A 19,803-nucleotide genomic window follows, 5' to 3' on the forward strand; every position below is an offset into this window, starting at 1 on the left:
TCAGGTTTTGCTGGCCGTGCGCTGCGCCCCGGCCACAGGGCCGTGGACGGCGAGGGCATTGTGCCCCTCGGACCGCAGGTCGGCTTCGAGATGCGCGGCGGACGCGGCGTCCGCGGCCAGGAAAGCGAGGGTGGGACCGGATCCGGAAACGATTCCGGCCAAAGCGCCGAGGGCGCGTCCCCGGTCCAGGACAGGAACAAGCTCCGGGGCGAGGGACAGGGCCGCTGGCTGGAGGTCATTGGAGATAACGTCCGCCAGTGCCGCAGCGTTCCCGGTGCGCAGTGCCTCGAGCACACGAGGGTCGGCCGCGTAGGGCTCGGGCGCCGGGTCTGCACCCCCGGATTCGGCCTCCGAGCGCAGCGCGTCCAACCGGCCGTAGACCGCGGGGGTGGACAGGCCAGCGCCGGAGGAGGCCACAAGGACCCAGTGCAGCGGGGTTCCCGCGGGTGCTTCGGTGAGCAGGTCCCCTACCCCGAGCCCGACGGCGGCACCGCCTTCCAGCGCAAACGGAACATCCGCACCGAGCCCGGCTGCCAGCGTTCTGAGTTCGGCGGCGTCCAATCCGGTTCCCCAGAGCAGGTTACAGGCCAGCAGTGCGGCCGCGGCGTCGGCCGAGCCGCCGCCCATGCCTCCGGCGACCGGAACGCGCTTGGTGATGGTCAGTTCCACCGCCGGATCGGCTATGCCGGCGTGTTCGGCCAGCGCCGCGGCGGCACGGGCCACCAGGTTGTCCGGTCCCAGGGGAATGCCGGCCACGGGAATCCGCAGCGGGCCGCCTCCCGTCACGGACACGGCGATGCCCGGCTTCGGGGCGGCCGTGGCCGTTACGTCTTCGCGAAGGCTGAGGGCCAGGTAGACGCTGGCCACGGCATGGTAGCCGTCCGGGCGCAGCGGGCCTACCTGGAGGGAAACATTGATCTTCCCCGGCGCGCTGACCGTCACTGAGGCCGGGGTCTGGGCGGTGGTGCTCACGGGGCAGTCTTCGCCTCGGCGATCCGGGTGTAGGCGGCAATATCCAGAACCTCGCCGCGGGCGCTGGGGTCCACTCCGGCGGCGCGGAGCGCGGTTTCCGCAGCGGCTGGGCTCCCGGCCCAGCCGGCGAGCGCAGCGCGCAGCGTCTTGCGGCGCTGGGCGAAAGCTGCATCGATGACCGCGAAGACTTCCTCGCGGGTGGCCGTTGTGGCAGGCGGCTCGTGGCGTTCGAACCCAACCAGGCCGGAGGCGATCTTAGGGGCCGGCCAGAAGACGTTCATGCCAATGACCCCGGCCTTGCGCATGGTGCCGTACCAGGCGGCCTTGACGGACGGCACTCCGTACGTCTTGGACCCAGGGCGCGCGGCGAGCCGGTCAGCCACCTCGTCCTGGACCATGACCAGGCCGTGGCGCAGGCTGGGGAACGTTTCAAGCAGATGCAGTACCACGGGAACGGCAACGTTGTAGGGCAGGTTCGCCACCAGGGCGGTGGGCTGGGCCGGCAGCTCGGTGACGCGCATGGCGTCCGCGAGGACTACGTGCAGGTTCTCCGCTTGTTCCGGACGCCACGTCTGCACGGTCTGCGGCAGGCGTGCGGCCAGGACCGGGTCGATCTCCACTGCCACTACTTCCCGGGCAGCGTCGAGCAGTCCCAGGGTGAGCGAGCCGAGGCCGGGACCGACTTCCAGCACGGTCTCCGAGGGATCCAGCGACGCGGCGGCGACGATCCGGCGGATCGTGTTTCCGTCAATGACGAAGTTCTGTCCAAGGGTCTTGGTTGGACGTACGCCAAGTTCATCTGCCAGCGCGCGGATATCGGAGGCACCAAGGAGCGGTTTGGGCCGCGGAACGGGCGCAGAAACGGATTCAGTCACTGCCTCATACTAGCGCCCGCAGCCGCCCCGGACCGTGTCGGCCGGTGTAGCCGCTAGTCAGGCCAGTCCCCCACGCAGGGCTTGGGAGCCGGGTGGAAAGGTGTCTTGAAAAGACTCATCGGATTCCCTCCACGCTTTCGCAATTGCTCTGCCGCAGCCGCGAGCGGGACTGTAGCGTCCCTTACCGCGGCTGATCCAAGTCTGGCGCACCGGGAGAACGGCGGTAACGGTCATGGGCAAAACCTTTGGGAAAAGGCTTCGAACAAACCGGCAGGAGAGGCTGCTCAGCCGCCGGGACCTCGGGGAACCCGGGCTGGCTGAGCGGGAGGTCTCACTGCTGGAAAACGGGAGGCGGGAGCCGGGACAGCAGATGCTCAGCCACCTCGCAGCCCGGCTCGCGTCTGCGCCGGGGTGCCCGCCCCGCCCGGGCGGTCCGAACGGCGCCCTCTACCTGGGCCTCTGCGCGAGCCAGGCCTGGGATGAGAGGAGCTACTTTGAGTGCCTTGAGACCGCGGTGGCTGCTGCGGCCGCGGCTCGGGCGGAGGGCGACGGCGAAGACTGGTTCGAGCTGTCCCTGCTGGCAGGAAACGCGCGGTTGAAGCTCGGCCACTACCGCTTCTGCATCCGGCAGGCTTCTGCGCTCGCACGGCATCCGCAGGCCCGCGGCCGCGCGGAGTTGAGGGCCAGGGCCCTGGAGCTGCTCGCCCGGGCTTGCCAGGGGGCGGGCCGGCTGCCCGCAGCGGTCCGTCACGGCCGGGAGGCGGTCGATTCGGCGCAGGAGGGACCTGTGCCGGCAGAGGTGAGCCTTGCCGCCTGCCTAAGCCTGGCCGCAGCGCTGACCGAGAGCGGCAGGGTTTCCCAGGCCTGGGAGTACTGCCGGGTCATGCTGCTTCCGCTGGCGGAGGCAGTGCCGGACACGCTGCTGGCCGGCAAGGCCTTCTGGGCCGTGGGAAACGTGGCCTTCCGGCGCGGGGATGCCGCCGCGGGTGTCCGATACCACCAGCGTGCGGCAGCGCTGCTCAGCCCTCGGCTCGACGTCGGGCTGTGGGCTTCGTTCAACAAGGCCTCGGCGAGCATGCGACTTGCCTCCGGACTGCACGATGAGCAGACGTTCACCTGTATCCGCAGGGCGGAAGCCGCCCTCGCCGTCGTCGGCGCGTCCCCCGGTGATGCGCTGGACATCATCCACGCCCACGGGCGCTGGCAGCATCTGAACGGCAACTACGCACGTGCCGTGGACCTGCTTTCGGAAGTCTGGGACGCGCGGGGCCTGCTCTCTCCCCAAACGGCAGCAGAAGTGGCCCTCCAGCTCGGCCTCAGCCTCGGGCGCCTGGGCCAGGCAGAGGCCGCCAGGCGTCACCTGGAGGAAAGCGAGTCGTTGTTCCGCCTGGCCGGCGCACCTGACCGTTCGGGACACGTTCGGACCCTGGCGGATGCGCCGGCGGAGCATCCCGGTCCGGCTCGCTGACACCGCATCTGCGCCAGGCATGGAAAAAGCCGGCCTCAGGGACCGGCTTTTTCCATCTGTGTGCTGGCTGGGCTAGAGCAGTCCCAGCTTGCTGGCGCAGGAGGGCCAGTGGCCCCATCCACCGTTGGCACGCAGGTTTTCGGCGACGGCAATCTGCTGCTCAGGGGTAGCCTCGCTTGCCACCGGGGCGTAGGCGCCGCCGCCGGCACCAAGCCAGCTTTGGGTGCTGAACTGCAGGCCGCCGTAGTAGCCGTTGCCGGTATTGATGTGCCAGTTGCCGCCGGACTCGCACTGGGCAAGCGCCGCCCAGGCACCCCCGGCGGGTGCCGAACCGGATGCGGCACTGGACGCAGCTGCTGCTGCGGGACGCTTCTTGGTACCGACGGCGACCGTCTCGGCAACCGGTTCACGCGTAACGCTTTCGCTGGCTAGGACACGGCTGACTTCGCGGCCGTCCACCACCACGGTGTTGAAGATCCGGGTGCGCTCGCCGGCCACGCCGGGCTCGGTGACCTTCTTTTCGCCCTCGAAGAGCTCCGCGTCATCCACCGTGCGGGTTTCGAACGGCACTGGCTCTGTCACGGTGTCCTGGGTGTCTGCGGCCACCCGTGTCACCTTCAGCGTCATGCCGTCAGCAATCGCCGCCCGGGTCGGTACTGAAATCCGGTCCGACGCTCCGAGGGTCACGCCGGCTTCAGCCAGGAGTTCTTCGACACTCGACGCGGTGGTCTCCAGCTGCGAGGTCTTGCCGTCTGCAAGCAGGGTAACGGTCTTGGGAGTGGAGATTGAGAGTCCGCGAACGGAGACCAGGGAGGCGTCCAGCGAGGCGGAGACCGAAGACTTCGCGGAGACCCGCAGTTCGGAAATCAGGTCTGCCACCGTGGAGCCGGTGGTCTGGACGGTGTGGCCGGTGCCGTCAACGTTGACGTTAACCGTCTTGGCCGTGGTCACTTCAATCGTGGTGCCGTCCCGGACCTCGGTATCCGGGGCGGGGACCACGCGGTCTGCTGCTGCAAGCTGCACGTCGGCCTTCGCGAGGACATCCTCAACGGTGCCGCCGAAGGTCATGATGTCGCTTGTCTCACCGTCCACGTTCAGGACGACGGACTTGTTGGTGCCGACGAAGGCCACGAGTCCCAGGATGAGGGCCACCATGACGGCGGCCTGGCCTCCGAGCTTCAGCCCGCGCCTCATGAGTGAAGTTGCCACGGAATTCCAAACTTTTTGAGCTTCCGGGCACGGGGACTTGGGCGCACGCCGGGCAGGGCTCCGGGTCTCACGGAGTGCCGGCGCGCGCAGGCAGGGACCATCGCCGTCGTGGCTACACCGGCTGCCGAGGCAGGGCATGGTTCTCTAAGGCGGTAGTTATTAGTCCGGAAGCCTTCCCCGACCCCGGCTAATAGGTCCCTACCGTAACCGAACCGTGATCTCCGGGCAAACTCCGGTTTCGGCCCGAAGCATTGACAGCTAGTCCCAGGACCCGTAAACGGCGGTGGTGTTCGCTGCTATCGAGGAGCAGAAATCAGCCAGGTCCGCACCCCGGATTTCGGCCATGGCCCGCACCGTATAGGGAACCATGTAGCTTGCGTTGTTCCGTCCGCGGAAGGGGTGCGGGGTGAGGAACGGGGCGTCGGTTTCAACCAGTATCAAGGACGGATCCGCCACTGCCAGGGCGTCCCGGATCCCTTCTGCGTTGCGGAAGGTCACGGTTCCGGCAAAGGACATGTACCACCCGTGTTCGTTACAAATGCGGGCCAGGCCAGCGTCGCCGGAGAAGCAGTGGAAAACGACGGCCGGCGGAAGCTGTTCTTCCCCGAGGATGCGCACAACGTCCTCATGCGCGTCGCGGTCGTGGATCTGTACGGCAATCCCCGCCTGCCGCGCAATGCCGATGTGCCGGCGGAATGAATACTTCTGGGCATCCACGCCTTCGGGGCCGGTGCGGAAGTAGTCCAGCCCCGTCTCCCCCACCGCCCTAACCCGGGGACGGGCCGCGAGCGCTTCTATCTCTTCGAGGGCCGCGTCCAGAGTTCCGTCCCGGGCAAGCTCCGGCGCATCGTTGGGATGGATGGCAACGGCCGCCAGGAGCCGCGGGTCCTCTTCGGCAAGCCGGGCGGCTTCCCGGGACGATTCGAGGTCCGTTCCCACCTGGACGGCACCTTGCACGCCCGCGGCGGCTGCGGCGTCGAGCGCTGCGGAGGCCGTCCGGGCACCCGGAACGCCGAAATCCAGGTGTGTGTGGTTGTCCATGACCGGAACGGGCAGCGGCTCCGGCGCGGGGGCGAACGCCTTTTCGGCGCTGCGGCCTTCCTCTCGCTGGCTGTGTCCGCGGGCAAGGTAGGTCTGCGGTATTTCACCCGGAACGTATGCGCCGTCGATAGTCATGTCTTTAAGCCTAAGTGAGCTTGTACCCTGTACGTACTAAGTGCCCCGGCGGCTGCCGGGAACGGTGTTGGCGGTGCCGGTGCGGCCCCGCGCGCCGCAGGCCCGGCAGCCCATGGGGCACTCAACCGCCGGCCGGGACTGGGCTCTTCCCCGGCCCACGAGCCGAGCCCTGGAGGGTATCCATGGACACCCGCAACACATCTGCTGCCACCGCAGGATTCGATGCGCCGGGCGCCGTGGCGCCGTTCGCCGGGAGCGCGGCCGGGGAGGCGGATTCGTTCCTTTCCGTCAGCACGCGGATCCTCGATGCAATCAACACGGTGATTGACGGCAAGGACGAGGCAGCCCGCCTGGTGCTCACGGTCCTCCTGGCGGAGGGACATGTGCTGCTGGAGGACGTACCGGGTGTCGGGAAGACCATGCTGGCCAAGACCCTCGCGCGTGCTGTGGACTGTTCAGTAACGCGCATCCAGTTCACCCCGGACCTTCTCCCCTCGGATGTGACGGGGGTGTCGATCTACAACCAGGACGCCCACCGGTTCGAATTCAGGCAGGGCCCGGTCTTCGCCAACATCGTGATCGGCGACGAGATCAACCGCGCCTCGGCCAAGACGCAGTCCGCCCTCCTGGAGTGCATGGAGGAACGGCAGGTCACGGTCGACGGCGGCACTTACCGGCTCGCGGAGCCCTTTATGGTGGTCGCCACCCAGAATCCCCTGGAGATGGAAGGGACCTACGCACTTCCGGAGGCCCAGCGGGACCGGTTCATGGCACGTATTTCCCTGGGCTACCCGGACACCGCCTCAGAGATCGAAATGCTCGAAACCCACCAGTCCGTCTCTCCCCTGGAGTCGATAGTTCCGGTGGCTTCAGTGCGGGACATCGCTGCCATGACGGCTAAGGTGCGGGACGTCTACGTGTCCGCTGCGGTCAAGGAGTACACCGTAGCCATCGGAGCGGCGACGCGTGAGCACCCGTTCATCCGGCTCGGTGCCAGCCCCCGGGCGCTGCTGCAGCTGCTCCGCGCCTCCAAGGCCCGTGCCGCGCTGGAGGGCCGGGACTTCGTCCTGCCCGACGACGTCGCGCGCCTGGCCGGATCGGTGCTGCCGCACCGGCTGATCCTCGAGCGGCAGGCGCTGGGCGCCGGTGAAACCCCTGCCTCGCTGTTGGCGGCTGTTCTCTCCAAGGTGCCCGTTCCGCGGCCTCCGGGTGCCCGGGCCGGAATGACGCGGCCGTAGCCGGTGAGGAAACCCGGACAGCCCGTAGCCAGCAGGCCCATGCTCACCGGACGCGGCTGGGGACTGGTAGCAGCCGGAGTCGTGTCGCTGCTCGGCGCGCAGGTATTGGGCCGGCGTGACCTGCTGCTGCTGGGAGTGTTTCTGATCCTGACGCCGCTGGCCTCTGCACTGGCACTTCGGCTGCTGAAGCCGCAGTTCAGCGTGCAGCGGTCCTTTCGTCCGTCCACCGCAGAGACCGGGATACCGGTAAGCGTGGGACTAACGGTGCGGCCGGTGAAACCCTTCGGCGGAACGGCCCGCATGACGGAGGAACTGCCGGCCCGTTTCGGCACCAGCCCCGAGTTCCTGTTCCCTGCCGCGCGGGCGGACGGCCTGGCCAGCCGGTACGAGTACCGGCTGGTCTCCTCCCGGCGGGGCCTCTACCGCATTGGCCCGGTCAGCGCAGGTTTCCTGGATCCCTTCGGACTCGCACTGGCACGGCACACCATTGGCGGCACGGATGACCTCATTGTGAAGCCAGTGCCGGTGGAACTCCCTGCCGCGGTGCTGGACGGACTGCGCGGCGGCGACGGATCGGTTGCCACGAGGGTCCAGGGAGTCCCCAGCCAGGATGATGTGACAACCCGCGAATACCGGCACGGAGATCCGATGCGCAGGGTGCATTGGTCCGCCACGGCCCGCCACGGCGAGCTGATGGTCCGCCAGGAGGAAACGGTGGCAACGCCCCGCGCAACCCTCGTGCTGGACCAGCGGGAATCCAGTTATGATCAGGGATTTCTTTCACCCTTTTGGGCCGAAACCGCAGACGACGCCGCTCCTGCCAGCTCAGAATCGTTCGAATGGGCGGTCGCTGCCGTCATGTCCATCGGCGCTGATCTTTTGGAGCGCGGGTTCGCCGTGCGGCTCCTGGACGCCCAGGCCCGTCCCGGCCTGCAGCGTTCACCCTCCAGCGCCGATCCGCGGGCAGCGGTCTTCAGCGGAGCGGCCGCTGCCGGAGACCTCGGCGAGGGGCTGGCCGCCCTCGGGCTGGAAGAGGCAGCGGCAGCATCCGGGCCCCGCCCCCGGCACGGTTCCCGTACACGGCGAACCCTCCGCAGGCCCGGCAGGCCGGCTCCATCCGGCGCCAGCCCGCGCCCGGATCGGAGCACACACCCCGGACAGCACCAGCCCTTCGGCGACGCCCTGCTCGAAGCCCTGCTGGACGCCCGCCATCGGGGACCGCTTGTGGTCATCACCGGCGCGCTCAGCGAAGAAGATGCCCGCAGGCTCGCACCGGCCGCAGACGCGGTGCCGTCCGCCCTTGTCCTGCTGGTTACCGAACGGCCGGCAGCCGCCACAGCGCAGCTGGCGCTCCTCCGGTCAGCGGGCTGGACTGCCGAAGCCGCAGCGCCCTCCCAGCCGGTGGCCGCCGCGTGGTCCGGTGCAGCGGAACACGCGGCAGCACTCGCGCAGCAGGGGCTTAGGCCATGACGGCGACGCTCGCTCCGCCGGAGCCCCGGCAGTCGGAGCCACGCCCGCGCCGGCGCCGGACGGGAGATGCCCAGTGGGTGGGCGGAGCGGTTTGCGCTGCGGCCGTGCTGCTGTGCGCGCTGAGTATCCACGGGGTGCTCGACGGGTTCGCCTGGGTGTGGCCGCTTGGGACTGCGCTCGCCGCGGTCGCAGCAGGAACGGCGCTCGCCCGGTGGTTCAGGCTGCCCACTGCGCTGGTACCGGCAGCAGGGATGGCTGCACTGGCCCTCATCCTCACGGTGATGTTCTCAGCTGACGCCGCGTTCCTGGGGATCCTTCCCACGGGTGCCACGCTCGGCCGGGCACAGGCACTGCTCTCGGCCGCCCAAACCACGGTGATCACCCAGGTCATCCCCGTCAACCCGGACGCCGGCGTGGTGTTCGTTGCCTGTCTTGCGGTGGGACTGATCGCCGTCCTGGTGGATACGCTGGCAGTCACCCTTCGGATGCCCGCAGCCAGCGGATTTGGCCTGTTCACCGTCCTGCTGGTTCCCGCGATCATCAAGCCGCAGAGCGTGGGAGTGGCAGGCTTCACGGCGGCAGCGGCCGGATACCTCCTGATCCTGGCTGCCGGAACCTGGCAGGAGCGGCGAGAACGGTCTGCGGCGCATGCGGCACCGGACGTCCCGGCCCGCCCCAGCGGCGCCCAGGCCGCAGGTGCCGCAGGAATCGGTGCGGCGGCCGTGGTGGCAGCCCTGCTGGTTTCCCTCGCCATTCCGGGTTTCAATGCAGGCGCCTTTCCCCAGGGCGCACGGTTCAACTTCCTGAACGGTTCCACCGGACTGAACCCCGTGGTGTCCCTGGGCAATGACCTGCGCCAGCCAACCGCAACCGGACGGATCACCTACGCCACGGACTCAACCCGGCCGGTCTACCTCCGTTCAACCACCCTGGAAGACTTCTCCGGCACCCGCTGGGCTCCGGATACCCGGGAAAACGAGCGGAAGTCGCTGGCAGGAGAAATGGCCCCGGCAGGTTCCGCGGATCCCGCCATCCCCACGGAGACCGTGCGCACCCTGATCAGCTCTCCGAGTTACGCCAGCCCCTGGCTGCTGGCTCCCTACGCGCCATCCTCCGTGTCCGGGCTGGACGGCGCCTGGACCTGGGATCCCACCACCATGACCATCCTGTCCGGCAGCGGCAGTTCGGAACCGCGTTCCGGTTATGAAGTCGTCAGTGAGTCTCCCGTGGTGACCAGCGAGGCCCTCTCCGGGCTCCGGGCTGCTCCCGCGGATGCGGTGGAACCCAGGTTCACGGACCTCCCGGGCGACCTCCCGCAAATCATCCGGGACACGGCCCGGGAAGCAGTGGCGGGCGCCGACGGCCCCTATGCCCAGGCGCTGGCCCTTCAGTCCTACCTCCGTGGTCCGCAGTTCGACTACTCGCTCGAGGCCCCCGTCGAGGGCGGTTATGACGGCAACGGTATTGGCGTGCTGTCCAGGTTCCTCGAACAGAAGTCCGGCTACTGCATCCATTTCGCCTCCGCCATGGCCGTCATGGCCCGCGAGGTTGGCATCCCCAGCCGGATGGGCCTGGGCTACGCTCCCGGACGGGCGACGGGCAATACCCTCCCCGGTCCGGACGGCACGGAGCTGGATGAGTATGCGGTTGACGCGCGCGATGCGCATGCCTGGCCCGAACTCTACTTCGAAGGTGCCGGATGGGTGCGTTTCGAGCCCACGCCGTCCCGCGGCGTCGTGCCCTCCTACGCCGTCCAGCGGCAGCAGAACGCCGCGTCCGCCGCGCAGGCCGACGCCGATCCGCGGGATATGCGGAACCCGGCACCGCCGGTGCTTCCCTCGGCCGCTCCCGAGCCCGATGCCCAGTCCCAGCCCCTCGAGCCGGGGGAAACTGCCGCGGCTCCGTGGGCCGGCGTTGGAATAGGCCTGTTGGTGGCCGGGGCAGCGGTACTCACGCCGTGGGCCCTGCGCCGGAGAAGGACCGGGCTGCGCAGGAGCGAACATGCCGGGTCAGGCCGTGCGGCTCCGGCCTGGTCCGAGGCCACGGACCTGGCACAGGATTTCGGCTACCGTGCCCGGACCGCTGACAGTCCGCGGTCCTACGCGGAGCGCCTTAGCTCGCAGGCGGGGCTGCCGCAGCCGGCGGCGAACGCGCTGGCCCGGCTGCGCGCCGCTTACGAAGCCGAGGCCTACGCCGACCCGGCGGGGCCTGGCCCCGCCGGGAAGCCGCCCGCGGACTGGCAGGACGTGGAGACCCTTCGCACCGCGCTGCGCGCGTCCGTGACCGTTCCGGCGCGGCTCCGGGCTGCCTTCGTTCCGGCGTCGTTGTTTCCGGCCCAACGCACCGGGCCCACGCCGGCCGCGTCCCGGGAACCGGCGAAACCGTCTTCCCGGCGTTAACGCCGCAGGCCCCGCACCGGGGGTTCTCCGGTGCGGGGCCTGCGAACGCCGCTCAGCGGCCGGGAACTATGCCGTGGGGTCAGCGATTCCGATGTACTGCGTGTACAGGTATTCCTCAATGCCTTCGTCGCCGCCTTCGCGGCCCAGGCCGGACTGCTTGACGCCGCCGAAGGGGGCGGCGGCGTTGGACACGACGCCGGCGTTGAGGCCGAGCATGCCGGTCTCCAGCTTCTCGCCGATCCGCAGGCCGCGGTTCAGGTCCTCGGTGAAGACGTAGGCGATCAGGCCGTACTCGGAGGCGTTGGCCAGCTTCACGGCTTCGGCTTCGGTGGAGAAGGTGATCACCGGAGCCACCGGGCCGAAGATCTCCTCCTGCAGGATCCGGGCGCCGGCGGGAACGTTCTTCAGCACGGTTGGTGCGTAGAAGTAGCCCGGTCCGTCCACGGGCGCACCGCCGACTACCGCAGTGGCGCCGCCGTCGATCGCGTCTTCCACCAGGGAGTGGACCTTGTCGCGGGACTTTGCATCGATCAGCGGGCCAACCTTGGACTCGTCCTCGGTTCCGCGGGCGGTGGTCATGGCGCCGACCTTGGCCGCGAACTTCTCGGAGAACTCGTCGGCAATGTCCTCGTGCACAATGAACCGGTTGGCGGCGGTGCAGGCTTCGCCCATGTTCCGCAGCTTGGCCGCCATGGCGCCTTCAACTGCCTTGTCGATATCGGCATCCTCGAACACCACGAACGGCGCGTTGCCGCCCAGTTCCATGGAGGTGCGCAGCACCTTGTCCGCGGCATCGCGGATCAGGCCCTGGCCCACCGGGGTGGAGCCGGTGAAGGACACCTTGCGGAGCCGGTCATCCTTCATGATCGGACCGGTAACTTCCCCGGCCTTCGTGGTGGAGACCACGTTCAGGACGCCGGCGGGCAGGCCGGCTTCCATCATCACGGCGGCGAACAGCTGGGAGGTCAGCGGGGTGAGCTTGGCAGGCTTGAGCACCATGGTGCAGCCGGCAGCAACCGCAGGAGCGATCTTGCGGGTGGCCATCGCCAGCGGGAAGTTCCACGGCGTGATCAGCAGGCAGGGCCCAACCGGCTTCTTGGTGACCATGATGCGGGACTTGCCGTCCGGTGCGGTGCCGTAGCGGCCGGTGACGCGGACTGCCTCTTCGGAGAACCAGCGCAGGAACTCGGCGCCGTAGGCAACTTCACCGCGTGCTTCGGCCAGGGGCTTGCCCATTTCGAGCGTCATGAGCAGCGCGAAGTCCTCCGCGCGGGCAGTAACGAGTTCAAAGGCGCGGCGAAGGATTTCGCCGCGGACCCGGGGAGCGGTTGCGGCCCAGGATTCCTGCGCGGCTGCGGCTGCGTCCATGGCTGCGGCGCCGTCTTCGGTGCTCGCATCTGCGATGTTCAGCAGCACCTTTCCGGTTGCCGGGTCCTCGACTTCGAAGGTCTTTCCGCCGGTGGCTTCGCGCCACTCTCCGTCAATCAGCAGGCCGGTGGGAACCTGGGCCAGCAGTGCGGCCTCGCGTTCAGCGGTTACAGCCATGAGTGAGCCTCCAAAGTATGCGGGTTTTCCGGATCACAATCTGCCCGGTGCTGTTTTCACCGTAGAGCCCGCCGCCGACCAGTGTAAATGCACCCCTGCACAAGGAAATTCCAGCGACCCTGTGCAGTTGGCCAGAGGAGAGTTAGGAGCTGGTTCCCCGCGCCGCCAGCACCGCCGAGTAGAGTTCGCGCTTGCTGATCCGGGCGTCGGAGGCCACGGTGGCAACGGCGTCCTTCAACCGGGATCCCTGGGCGATCAGGTCATTCACGGCCCCCACGTGGTCTTCCGGTGCCTCCGGCTCGGCGTCGGGCGCTCCCCCGACGACGACGGCAATCTCGCCGCGGACTTCGCTGGACTCAGCCCACTCCAAAAGCTGACGCAGCGGACCGCGCAGTACCTGCTCATGCAGCTTCGTCAGTTCCCGGGCCACTGCGGCGGGACGTTCGGGACCGAATGCTGTGTCCAGTGCCCGCAGCATGGGCTCGAGGCGGTGCGGAGCTTCGAAAAAAACCATGGTGCGTTCCTCGCGGGCCAGCTCGGAGAGCCGGGCAGCACGCTCACCGGGCTTCCGCGGAAGGAAACCCTCGAAGCAGAACCTGTCGGTGGGCAGGCCGGAGAGCGCCAGTGCGGTCAGGACAGCAGACGGCCCGGGCGCCGCGGTAACGGCAATTCCTTCCGCCGCGGCGGCTTCCACGAGCCGGTACCCGGGGTCGGAGACCGAAGGCATGCCGGCGTCGGTCACCATCAGCAGGGTGGCTCCGCCGCGCACCAGTTCGAGCAGTTCGGGGGTTCGCGACTGCTCGTTGTGCTCGTGGTAGCTCATGATGCGGCCGCTGGTGCTGATATCCAGGGCGCTGACCAGGCGGTGCAGCCGGCGGGTATCCTCTGCCGCAATGACGTCAGCGTGCTGCAGCAGGTCGATCAGGCGGACCGTCGCGTCGCCCATATTTCCGATGGGCGTGGCTGCCAGCACGATCTGGCCGGCGCCTGCGGCCTCACGCTTCTCTGCGCGTTCAACGCTCTTGGGCTGCTGGGTCTCGCTGCTGCTGGAGTTCACCCTTCAACCCTACGCGACAGGCTATAGAGTTGAGCCCGTGACCCTGCCCCTGCCCACCGCCCCGGCCCGGGACACCGCACCCCTGGTGCAGCCGGCGGAGCGGGCCTTTACGGAGCAGTCGCTGCGCCAGAGGCTGCTGGGAGCCGCGCTTCCCTACCGCTCCTGGGCATGGGCGGCTGCCCTGGTTACCGCAGTTCTTGCCGGACTGCTTCGCTTCATCCGGCTGGATGAGCCCGGGTCCCTGGTCTTCGACGAAACGTATTACGTCAAGGACGCCTACTCCTATCTTGTCTCCGGCTACGAACGCGCCTGGCCGGAAGATGCCAACGATTCTTTCGCAGCCGGCCAGCCGGATGGCCTGCTGGAGGGCGCGGAGTATGTGGTCCACCCGCCGGTGGGCAAATGGATGATTGCCTCCGGCATGGCACTGTTCGGGCCCGGTTCAAGCTTCGGCTGGCGCTTCTCCGCCGCCGCAGCCGGCACACTGACCGTGCTGCTCCTGGCACTGATCGCGTGGCGCCTGTTCAGGTCTCCCCTCCTGGGCGGAGTTGCGGGCCTGCTGCTGGCCGTCGACGGACATCACCTGGTCCTGTCCCGGACCTCACTGCTGGATATCTTCCTCACCTTCTGGATTGTTGCGGCCTTTGGCGCGCTGCTGCTGGACCGCGACGACGGACGGCGGCGGCTGGCACGGAAGCTGCACCGGCCCGCGGGAAGCCTGCCGGATCCCGCTGCCCTACAGACCGGGCCATGGGTACTGTGGCGTCCGTGGCGGCTTGCGGCCGCCGTGTGCCTTGGCCTGGCCGTGGGCACCAAGTGGTCGGCACTGGCCTTCGTTGCCGTCTTCGGCATCATGACCGTCCTGTGGGATGTCAGCGCACGGCGGGTGGCAGGAATCCGCGCCTGGCCGGCGGGCCTGCTCAAGGACGGCATTCCGGCTTTCCTCACCATCATTCCGGCAGCGGCCGTTACATACCTGGCCACATGGACCGGCTGGTTCCTCTCCAACGGGGCGTACGGGCGCCAGTGGGCACAGACCAATCCCGCCCCTGCGGGACTCGAATGGGTTCCCGGTCCACTGCGGTCCCTCGCCGAATACCACCGAAGTGCCTACAGCTTCCATAACGGCCTGTCCTCTGAGCATTCCTATGAAGCCAGCGCCTGGACCTGGCTTTTCCTGGGCCGCCCCACCTCGTTCTTCTACGAGAGCCTGGATCCGCAGCAGGCAGCATGCGGGGCGGATTCATGCACCTCCGCCATCACATCCGTGGGCAACCCGCTGATCTGGTGGGCTGCACTGCTGAGCCTGGTCGCCGTCCTCGCCTTCTGGCTCGGACGCCGGGACTGGCGGGCCGGAGCAGTGCTCTCCGGCATCGCCGCCGGCTACCTGCCCTGGTTCGCTTTTCCGGACCGGACCATGTTCTACTTCTATGCCGTCTCCTTTGTGCCGTTCCTGGTGCTGGCCTTGACCTACGTACTGGGACTCGTCCTGGGGCGGGCAGCAGATCCGCCGTTGCGCAGACGCCGCGGAGCAACCGTCACAGCGTGCTTCCTGATCGCTGTTGTCCTGGTCTCCGCCTTCTTCTATCCGGTCTGGACGGCTGAAATCATTCCCTACTCTGATTGGCGGCTCCGCATCTGGATGCCGAGCTGGATCTAGGTCTCAACGCTATGAACTCGCACAGAAAGGGAGGTCCCGTGCGCGAATCCTCCACCGGATTGTTCGTGGAACTCCCGGAAGACTCCAACATCACCGATCTCCTGCTGGCTACCGCAGAACGGTCTCCTGAGAAGCCCCTGTACTCACGCCGGACTGGTACCGGCTGGACGGATGTGAGTGCCGCCGGGTTCCTTGCCGAGGTCCGGGCGGCAGCCAAGGGCCTGTTGGCGCAGGGGGTCCGTCCAGGCGATACGGTCGCTGTCATGTCCGGAACGCGGTACGAATGGACCGTCGTAGACCTTGCCATCTGGTTTGCCGGCGCGGTCACTGTTCCTATTTATGAGACCTCCTCCCCCAGCCAGGTCCAGTGGATCCTCACCGATTCCGGTGCGCGGCTCGTCTTCGCCGGTGACGACGCCAAGGCCAGGGTCATCGAAGCCGGGGCTGCTGCGGCCGAATCCCCGGTCCGGATCTGGAAACTGAGTGGCAGCGAGGGGCCGGACACGCTGGCCGCGCTCGCCGCCTCCGGAACGGAGGTGGCGGACGAGGAACTTGAGTCCGCCCGTTCCTCCGCGGCGCTCTCCGATGCGGCGTCCCTGGTGTACACCTCCGGAACCACGGGACGGCCCAAGGGATGCACTATCAGCCACGGCAATTTTGCCCTGTTCGCCGTGAACGTGATTGAGCTCCTCCCCGAGATGCTGAAGCGCCCGGGCGCCAGGACACTGATGTTCCTGCCACTGGCCCATGTCCTGGCCCGCGCTGTGCAGGTTGGCTGCCTGGCCGCCGGGGTCACGGTGGGCCATAGTTCCAGCGCCGCTGTCCTGGTTGAGGACCTGCGGACGTTCCGTCCCACCTTCCTCCTGGCCGTGCCCCGGATTTTCGAGAAGATCTACGCCGGTGCCGAGGAGAAGGCTGCTGCCGCCGGCAAAGGCAAGCTGTTCGACGCCGCTGCCTCCACCGCCGTCGCCTACTCTGAAGCGCGGGACAGCGAGGCTCGCGGCGGGTCCGGCCCGTCCCTGGCACTGCGGCTGCGCCATGCTGCCTTCGACCGGCTGCTGTATCCGAAGGTCCGGGCCGCGTTTGGCGGCGAGATGGACATTGCCATCTCCGGCGCGAGTCCGCTGAGCCCGCAGCTCGCACATTTCTTCCGGGGCGCCGGAATTGCGGTCCAGGAAGGCTACGGTCTCACGGAAACCACCGCTCCGGCGTCGGTGAACACCATTCCGCTCACCCGGGTGGGATCGGTCGGGCTGCCGATGCCGGGCAACTCCATCCGGATTGCCGAGGACGGCGAGGTGCTGGTGAGCGGTGTCGGTGTCTTCTCCGGCTACCACCGCAACCCCGAGGCAACGGCGGAAGCGTTCACCGGCGAATGGTTCCATACCGGCGATCTCGGAGCGCTGGATGAGGACGGTTTCCTGCGGATCACCGGCCGCAAGAAGGACCTGCTGGTCACCGCCGGCGGTAAGAACGTCGCCCCGGGTCCGCTGGAGGAAAAGGTCCGGGAACACCGCCTGGTCTCCCAGGTGGTGGTGGTCGGCGAAGGCCGCCCCTTCGTGGGTGCCCTGGTAACGCTCGACGACGAGGCATTGGCTGCGTGGGCCCGCGAGAACGGCATCGACGCGGGCAGTCAGACGCTTCCTGAGCATCCCCGGGTCCTCGCCCAGGTGCAGGAAGCAGTGGATGCTGCGAACGCCTCAGTGTCCCGGGCCGAGCAGATCCGCCGGTTCACGGTGCTCCCGAAGGACTTTTCCCTGGACGGCGGCCATGTGACGGCGACGCTGAAGCTCCGCCGCCAGGCCGTGATCGCGGACTTCACCGCTGAGGTGGAGAAGCTGTACGCGAACTAGTCCTGCCGCATCTGCCGGACAAGACACAAGCCGGGGCCCGATTCACGGGCCCCGGCTTGTGTCTTCTTCAGCCTGCTCGGCTAGAGCGCTTCGAGCGACTCGAGGTAGCGGCGGCGGCTCTCCTCGCGGGCGAGGCGGGAGCGTTCGCGGCGCTTCTTCGTTGGCCAGGTGAACACCATGACCAGCACGCAGACGATCAGGACGATGGCCGCAATGGCTCCGCCGGCGTCCATCCAGAACTGGGCGGGGAACAGGCGGATCAGGGTGTCGTCAAGGCGGAACGTCCAATTGCCCTGGGCGAAGAAGATGGTGTGCACCATGGTGAAGAACTCTTCCCAGGCCAGGACGGCGGCTACCAGCAGTCCGGCAATAAGTGCCAGGGTTGCTACGGCACCGGCAAACAGCGCGCGCCGGATCCCGCCCGGGCAGCGCCGGGCGAGGTAGATCCCGCCGGCGATGCTGAGCAGTGCCATGCCCAGCGCCGTTACGAATGCGAGGCTTAGGACCATCTTGACGTCGGCCATGTGCGACACCTCGGTGGCCAGGTACAGGGAATCGCCGTCCGGCGTCACCAGGTCTCCCAGATACCGCGGAGAAGCAAAGTTCAGCAGGTAGTCCACGGCGTAGGAACCGTAGGTCATGCGGTCATCTGTGCTGAAACCGAAGCTGTCCGCCGGGAAGCCGGGCCGGTTGTACTCGATCCACAGGAACAGCGGCGTTGCCACCGCGCGGATCGCGGCGGCCAGCAGCATGACGGGGAAGAACACCGCGATGGCAACCTGGATGACCCGGCCGAGGACGGGCTTGGCGCTGGCGGCGCGTTCCCGCTCCGCGTTCCGCCGCTCAGCTTCCTCTGCCGGGACGGCGGGATCGGCGGCCGGCATGGCTGCGGTTTCCGGCACGGCAGCGTTCGCGGCGCTGTCCTCGCCGGACACCTGCCGCTCTCCCGTGCCCGGCGGCCCGTACCACGGACCGCCTTCGGCGGTAGTGGGATGCGGTTCGGACACCGCTGGATCCTGCCCGGATGCCTGTTTGTCCGCAGTGCCGGTAACTGCTGAAGCAGTCTCGTCCGTGGCGGCCGTGCCCTTTGTTCCGGTGGAGTCTCCAGTTCCGGTGGAGTCTCCTGTTCCAGCGGAGACGTCATTTCCGGCGGAGTCGTCGGAGCCGTACCGGCTCAGGTCGGGCATCGTGCTGGCAGCGCGCATGGGCAGTGTGCTCCGCTGGGCCAGGGACGGGTGTCCTCCCGGCACTTCCTCACGGGTCCGCGCAGGTGCTGCCGCGCCGCCCGCATCGTCCGGAGCCGCAGCGCCGGAACGGGAGGTTTCGTTAACGTCAGCGGACGGCGCATCCGCCACAGGCGCGGGGGCGTCTCCGGTCTCGGAAGCCGTTCCAGCGGAAGCCTCCTTGCGCTCATGGGCGGTTCCGGCGTCGGGCCCCGTTCCGGCCAGCCCGGCGAACTCCGCATCCCAGGCATCGTGTTCAGCCGGAGCAGCGTTGTCCCGGGCCTTGCCCGTAGCGGCCGCGTGGGTTCCGCTGACTATGGTCTCGCTTGCGTCGGACGGGTTCTCGCCGTGCCCGTCCGGCGTCTTGCCTGAGGGGACGCCTTCCGTAGTGGGGTCTTGGTCCTGGCTTGCCACTGCTTCGTCTCTCATCCCAATCCTGTTTGAAGTCACCGGGGTGGTGGGGGGTCCGGTTTCGTCCTTCATAGACACTACCGGCCACAGGTCCCTGAACCGAAGGGGCTCACGGCGAGTCCGGACAGCGTTTCCGTCGGAGGTTCCGGGCCCTAGGCCGAGCGGACCACGGCCTCGCCCGCATCACGTGCCAGCAGGTCACCGCGGAATCCGGCCTCGTAGGCACGCTTGCCCAGGATTAGGGTGTACGCCCAGTAGGCGGCGAGCACGAGCGCACCGATGGTAATGCGCAGCCAGGCCGGAAGCCCGCTGGGGGTGACGAAACCTTCCACCAGCCCGGAGATGAACAGGACCACCACGAGCCCCAGCGCCACCGTCATCAGGGATCGACCTTCCTGAGCCAGCGCGGCTACCCTGGGACGCGGTCCGGGCGCAACGAGGGTCCAGAAGATCTGGAGTCCGGCCGCCGCCGCGATGAAGATTGCCGTGAGTTCCATGAGCCCGTGGGGAAGGATGTACGTGAAGAAGGTGTCAAGCTCGCCGAAGGACGCCATGGTGCCTGCCGCCGTGCCCACACCGATTGCGTTCTGGTACAGGATGTAGGGCACCCATATCCCGGTGACGCCGAAAGCCACTGCCTGCAGCGCGATCCAGGCGTTGTTCGTCCAGACCATGCCGGCGAAGGACGCCGCGGGATTCTCCGAATAGTAGGCAGCGAAATCCGACTCCACGTAGCGGCGGAGCTCGGCATCCGTTCCCATGGCTGCGAGGACACCTGGCGTGTTCACCACCCAGTAGGCGGTCAGCGCCGAGACCAGGACAAAGAGTGCTCCGATGACCACGGTCAGTATCCGGACCCGATAGAACGCCGCGGGCAGGGAGTACACGAAGAAACCGGCCAGGTCCTCGAAGAAATTCGACCGGGCGCCGGTAAACCGGGTTCTGGCGCGGGAGAGCCGCATTGACAGGGCTGCGGACAGCGCGCCTTCAGGCGCCACCGAACGGATCACGGAGAGGTGCGTGGAGGCGCGCTGGTACAGCTGCAGCAGTTCGTCCGCCTCAGCCCCGCTCAGGCGGCGGCGGGCGATCAGTTCATCAAGCCGCTTCCAGTCCGGGCTGTGTACGGCGGCGAAGGCATCCAGGTCCACGCCTCCACCCTAGCGGGCGCGGCCGCGTGGACCGCCCATCTCCACGGCACGGATGGGTAAAGTGGGAACCCTGACGTTGAAAGCTGAAGCAGGGGGCTG

14 protein-coding genes are annotated in these 19,803 nt (G+C 68.1%); 6 read left to right on the top strand and 8 right to left on the bottom strand.

What is annotated here, in order from left to right; translation table 11 throughout:
• Both ACSLGO_RS14635 and rsmA read right to left on the bottom strand, forming a co-directional pair.
• Positions 1-972 (bottom strand): 4-(cytidine 5'-diphospho)-2-C-methyl-D-erythritol kinase, encoded by a 972-nt coding sequence (locus ACSLGO_RS14635; protein ID WP_386917426.1) that lies wholly within the window; start codon positions 970-972, stop codon positions 1-3.
• Positions 969-1,847, bottom strand: coding sequence for a 16S rRNA (adenine(1518)-N(6)/adenine(1519)-N(6))-dimethyltransferase RsmA (rsmA, locus tag ACSLGO_RS14640; RefSeq protein ID WP_152274753.1), 879 nt, complete (start codon positions 1,845-1,847; stop codon positions 969-971). The genes ACSLGO_RS14635 and rsmA overlap by 4 nt, the downstream gene beginning before the upstream one ends.
• Positions 1,848-2,079: 232 nt before the next feature.
• On the opposite strand from rsmA, the gene ACSLGO_RS14645 reads away from it, so the two are divergent.
• On the top strand, positions 2,080-3,315 hold the full coding sequence (locus ACSLGO_RS14645; protein WP_436401377.1) for a helix-turn-helix domain-containing protein: 1,236 nt from the start codon (positions 2,080-2,082) through the stop codon (positions 3,313-3,315).
• A 72-nt stretch (positions 3,316-3,387) separates the two neighbouring features.
• Here ACSLGO_RS14645 and ACSLGO_RS14650 read toward each other — a convergent pair whose 3' ends face one another.
• Positions 3,388-4,524, bottom strand: coding sequence for a ubiquitin-like domain-containing protein (locus ACSLGO_RS14650; protein WP_436401378.1), 1,137 nt, complete (start codon positions 4,522-4,524; stop codon positions 3,388-3,390).
• A gap of 258 nt (positions 4,525-4,782) precedes the next feature.
• Positions 4,783-5,700 (bottom strand): TatD family hydrolase, encoded by a 918-nt coding sequence (locus tag ACSLGO_RS14655; RefSeq protein ID WP_325787587.1) that lies wholly within the window; start codon positions 5,698-5,700, stop codon positions 4,783-4,785.
• A 182-nt stretch (positions 5,701-5,882) separates the two neighbouring features.
• Between ACSLGO_RS14655 and ACSLGO_RS14660 the strand changes: the two genes are divergently transcribed.
• From ACSLGO_RS14660 to ACSLGO_RS14670, 3 genes are read left to right on the top strand one after another with little or no spacing between them, the layout of a single operon-like run.
• Positions 5,883-6,938 (top strand): AAA family ATPase, encoded by a 1,056-nt coding sequence (locus tag ACSLGO_RS14660; protein WP_263128584.1) that lies wholly within the window; start codon positions 5,883-5,885, stop codon positions 6,936-6,938.
• A 39-nt stretch (positions 6,939-6,977) separates the two neighbouring features.
• Positions 6,978-8,408, top strand: coding sequence for a DUF58 domain-containing protein (locus ACSLGO_RS14665; protein WP_436401379.1), 1,431 nt, complete (start codon positions 6,978-6,980; stop codon positions 8,406-8,408).
• Positions 8,405-10,807, top strand: a complete 2,403-nt coding sequence (locus ACSLGO_RS14670) for a transglutaminaseTgpA domain-containing protein (protein WP_436401380.1) — start codon at positions 8,405-8,407, stop codon at positions 10,805-10,807. Before ACSLGO_RS14665 ends, ACSLGO_RS14670 begins: the two co-directional genes overlap by 4 nt.
• A 66-nt stretch (positions 10,808-10,873) precedes the next feature.
• Here ACSLGO_RS14670 and ACSLGO_RS14675 read toward each other — a convergent pair whose 3' ends face one another.
• Positions 10,874-12,352: an NAD-dependent succinate-semialdehyde dehydrogenase gene (locus ACSLGO_RS14675; RefSeq protein WP_091606695.1), complete on the bottom strand. Its 1,479-nt coding sequence runs from the start codon at positions 12,350-12,352 to the stop codon at positions 10,874-10,876.
• A gap of 142 nt (positions 12,353-12,494) precedes the next feature.
• Entirely contained in the window at positions 12,495-13,328 is an 834-nt protein-coding gene (gene rsmI / locus ACSLGO_RS14680; protein ID WP_436401406.1) for a 16S rRNA (cytidine(1402)-2'-O)-methyltransferase, read from the bottom strand.
• 118 nt (positions 13,329-13,446) lie between these two features.
• Here rsmI and ACSLGO_RS14685 point away from each other — a divergent pair, with 118 nt between their 5' ends.
• Together ACSLGO_RS14685 and ACSLGO_RS14690 are read left to right on the top strand one after the other, a co-directional pair.
• Positions 13,447-15,069: a dolichyl-phosphate-mannose--protein mannosyltransferase gene (locus tag ACSLGO_RS14685; RefSeq protein WP_436401381.1), complete on the top strand. Its 1,623-nt coding sequence runs from the start codon at positions 13,447-13,449 to the stop codon at positions 15,067-15,069.
• 38 nt (positions 15,070-15,107) lie between these two features.
• A complete protein-coding gene (locus ACSLGO_RS14690) occupies positions 15,108-16,922 on the top strand; it encodes an AMP-dependent synthetase/ligase (protein WP_436401382.1) in 1,815 nt (604 codons plus the stop codon).
• A gap of 80 nt (positions 16,923-17,002) precedes the next feature.
• Here ACSLGO_RS14690 and ACSLGO_RS14695 read toward each other — a convergent pair whose 3' ends face one another.
• Together ACSLGO_RS14695 and ACSLGO_RS14700 are read right to left on the bottom strand one after the other, a co-directional pair.
• A complete protein-coding gene (locus tag ACSLGO_RS14695) occupies positions 17,003-18,574 on the bottom strand; it encodes a lipoprotein intramolecular transacylase Lit (protein ID WP_436401383.1) in 1,572 nt (523 codons plus the stop codon).
• A gap of 134 nt (positions 18,575-18,708) precedes the next feature.
• Positions 18,709-19,704: a stage II sporulation protein M gene (locus ACSLGO_RS14700; RefSeq protein ID WP_436401384.1), complete on the bottom strand. Its 996-nt coding sequence runs from the start codon at positions 19,702-19,704 to the stop codon at positions 18,709-18,711.
• Positions 19,705-19,803 lie beyond the last annotated feature (99 nt).

The sequence above is a fragment of the Arthrobacter sp. IK3 genome, assembly GCF_051337705.1.
GTDB classification, from domain to species: domain Bacteria; phylum Actinomycetota; class Actinomycetes; order Actinomycetales; family Micrococcaceae; genus Arthrobacter_B; species Arthrobacter_B koreensis.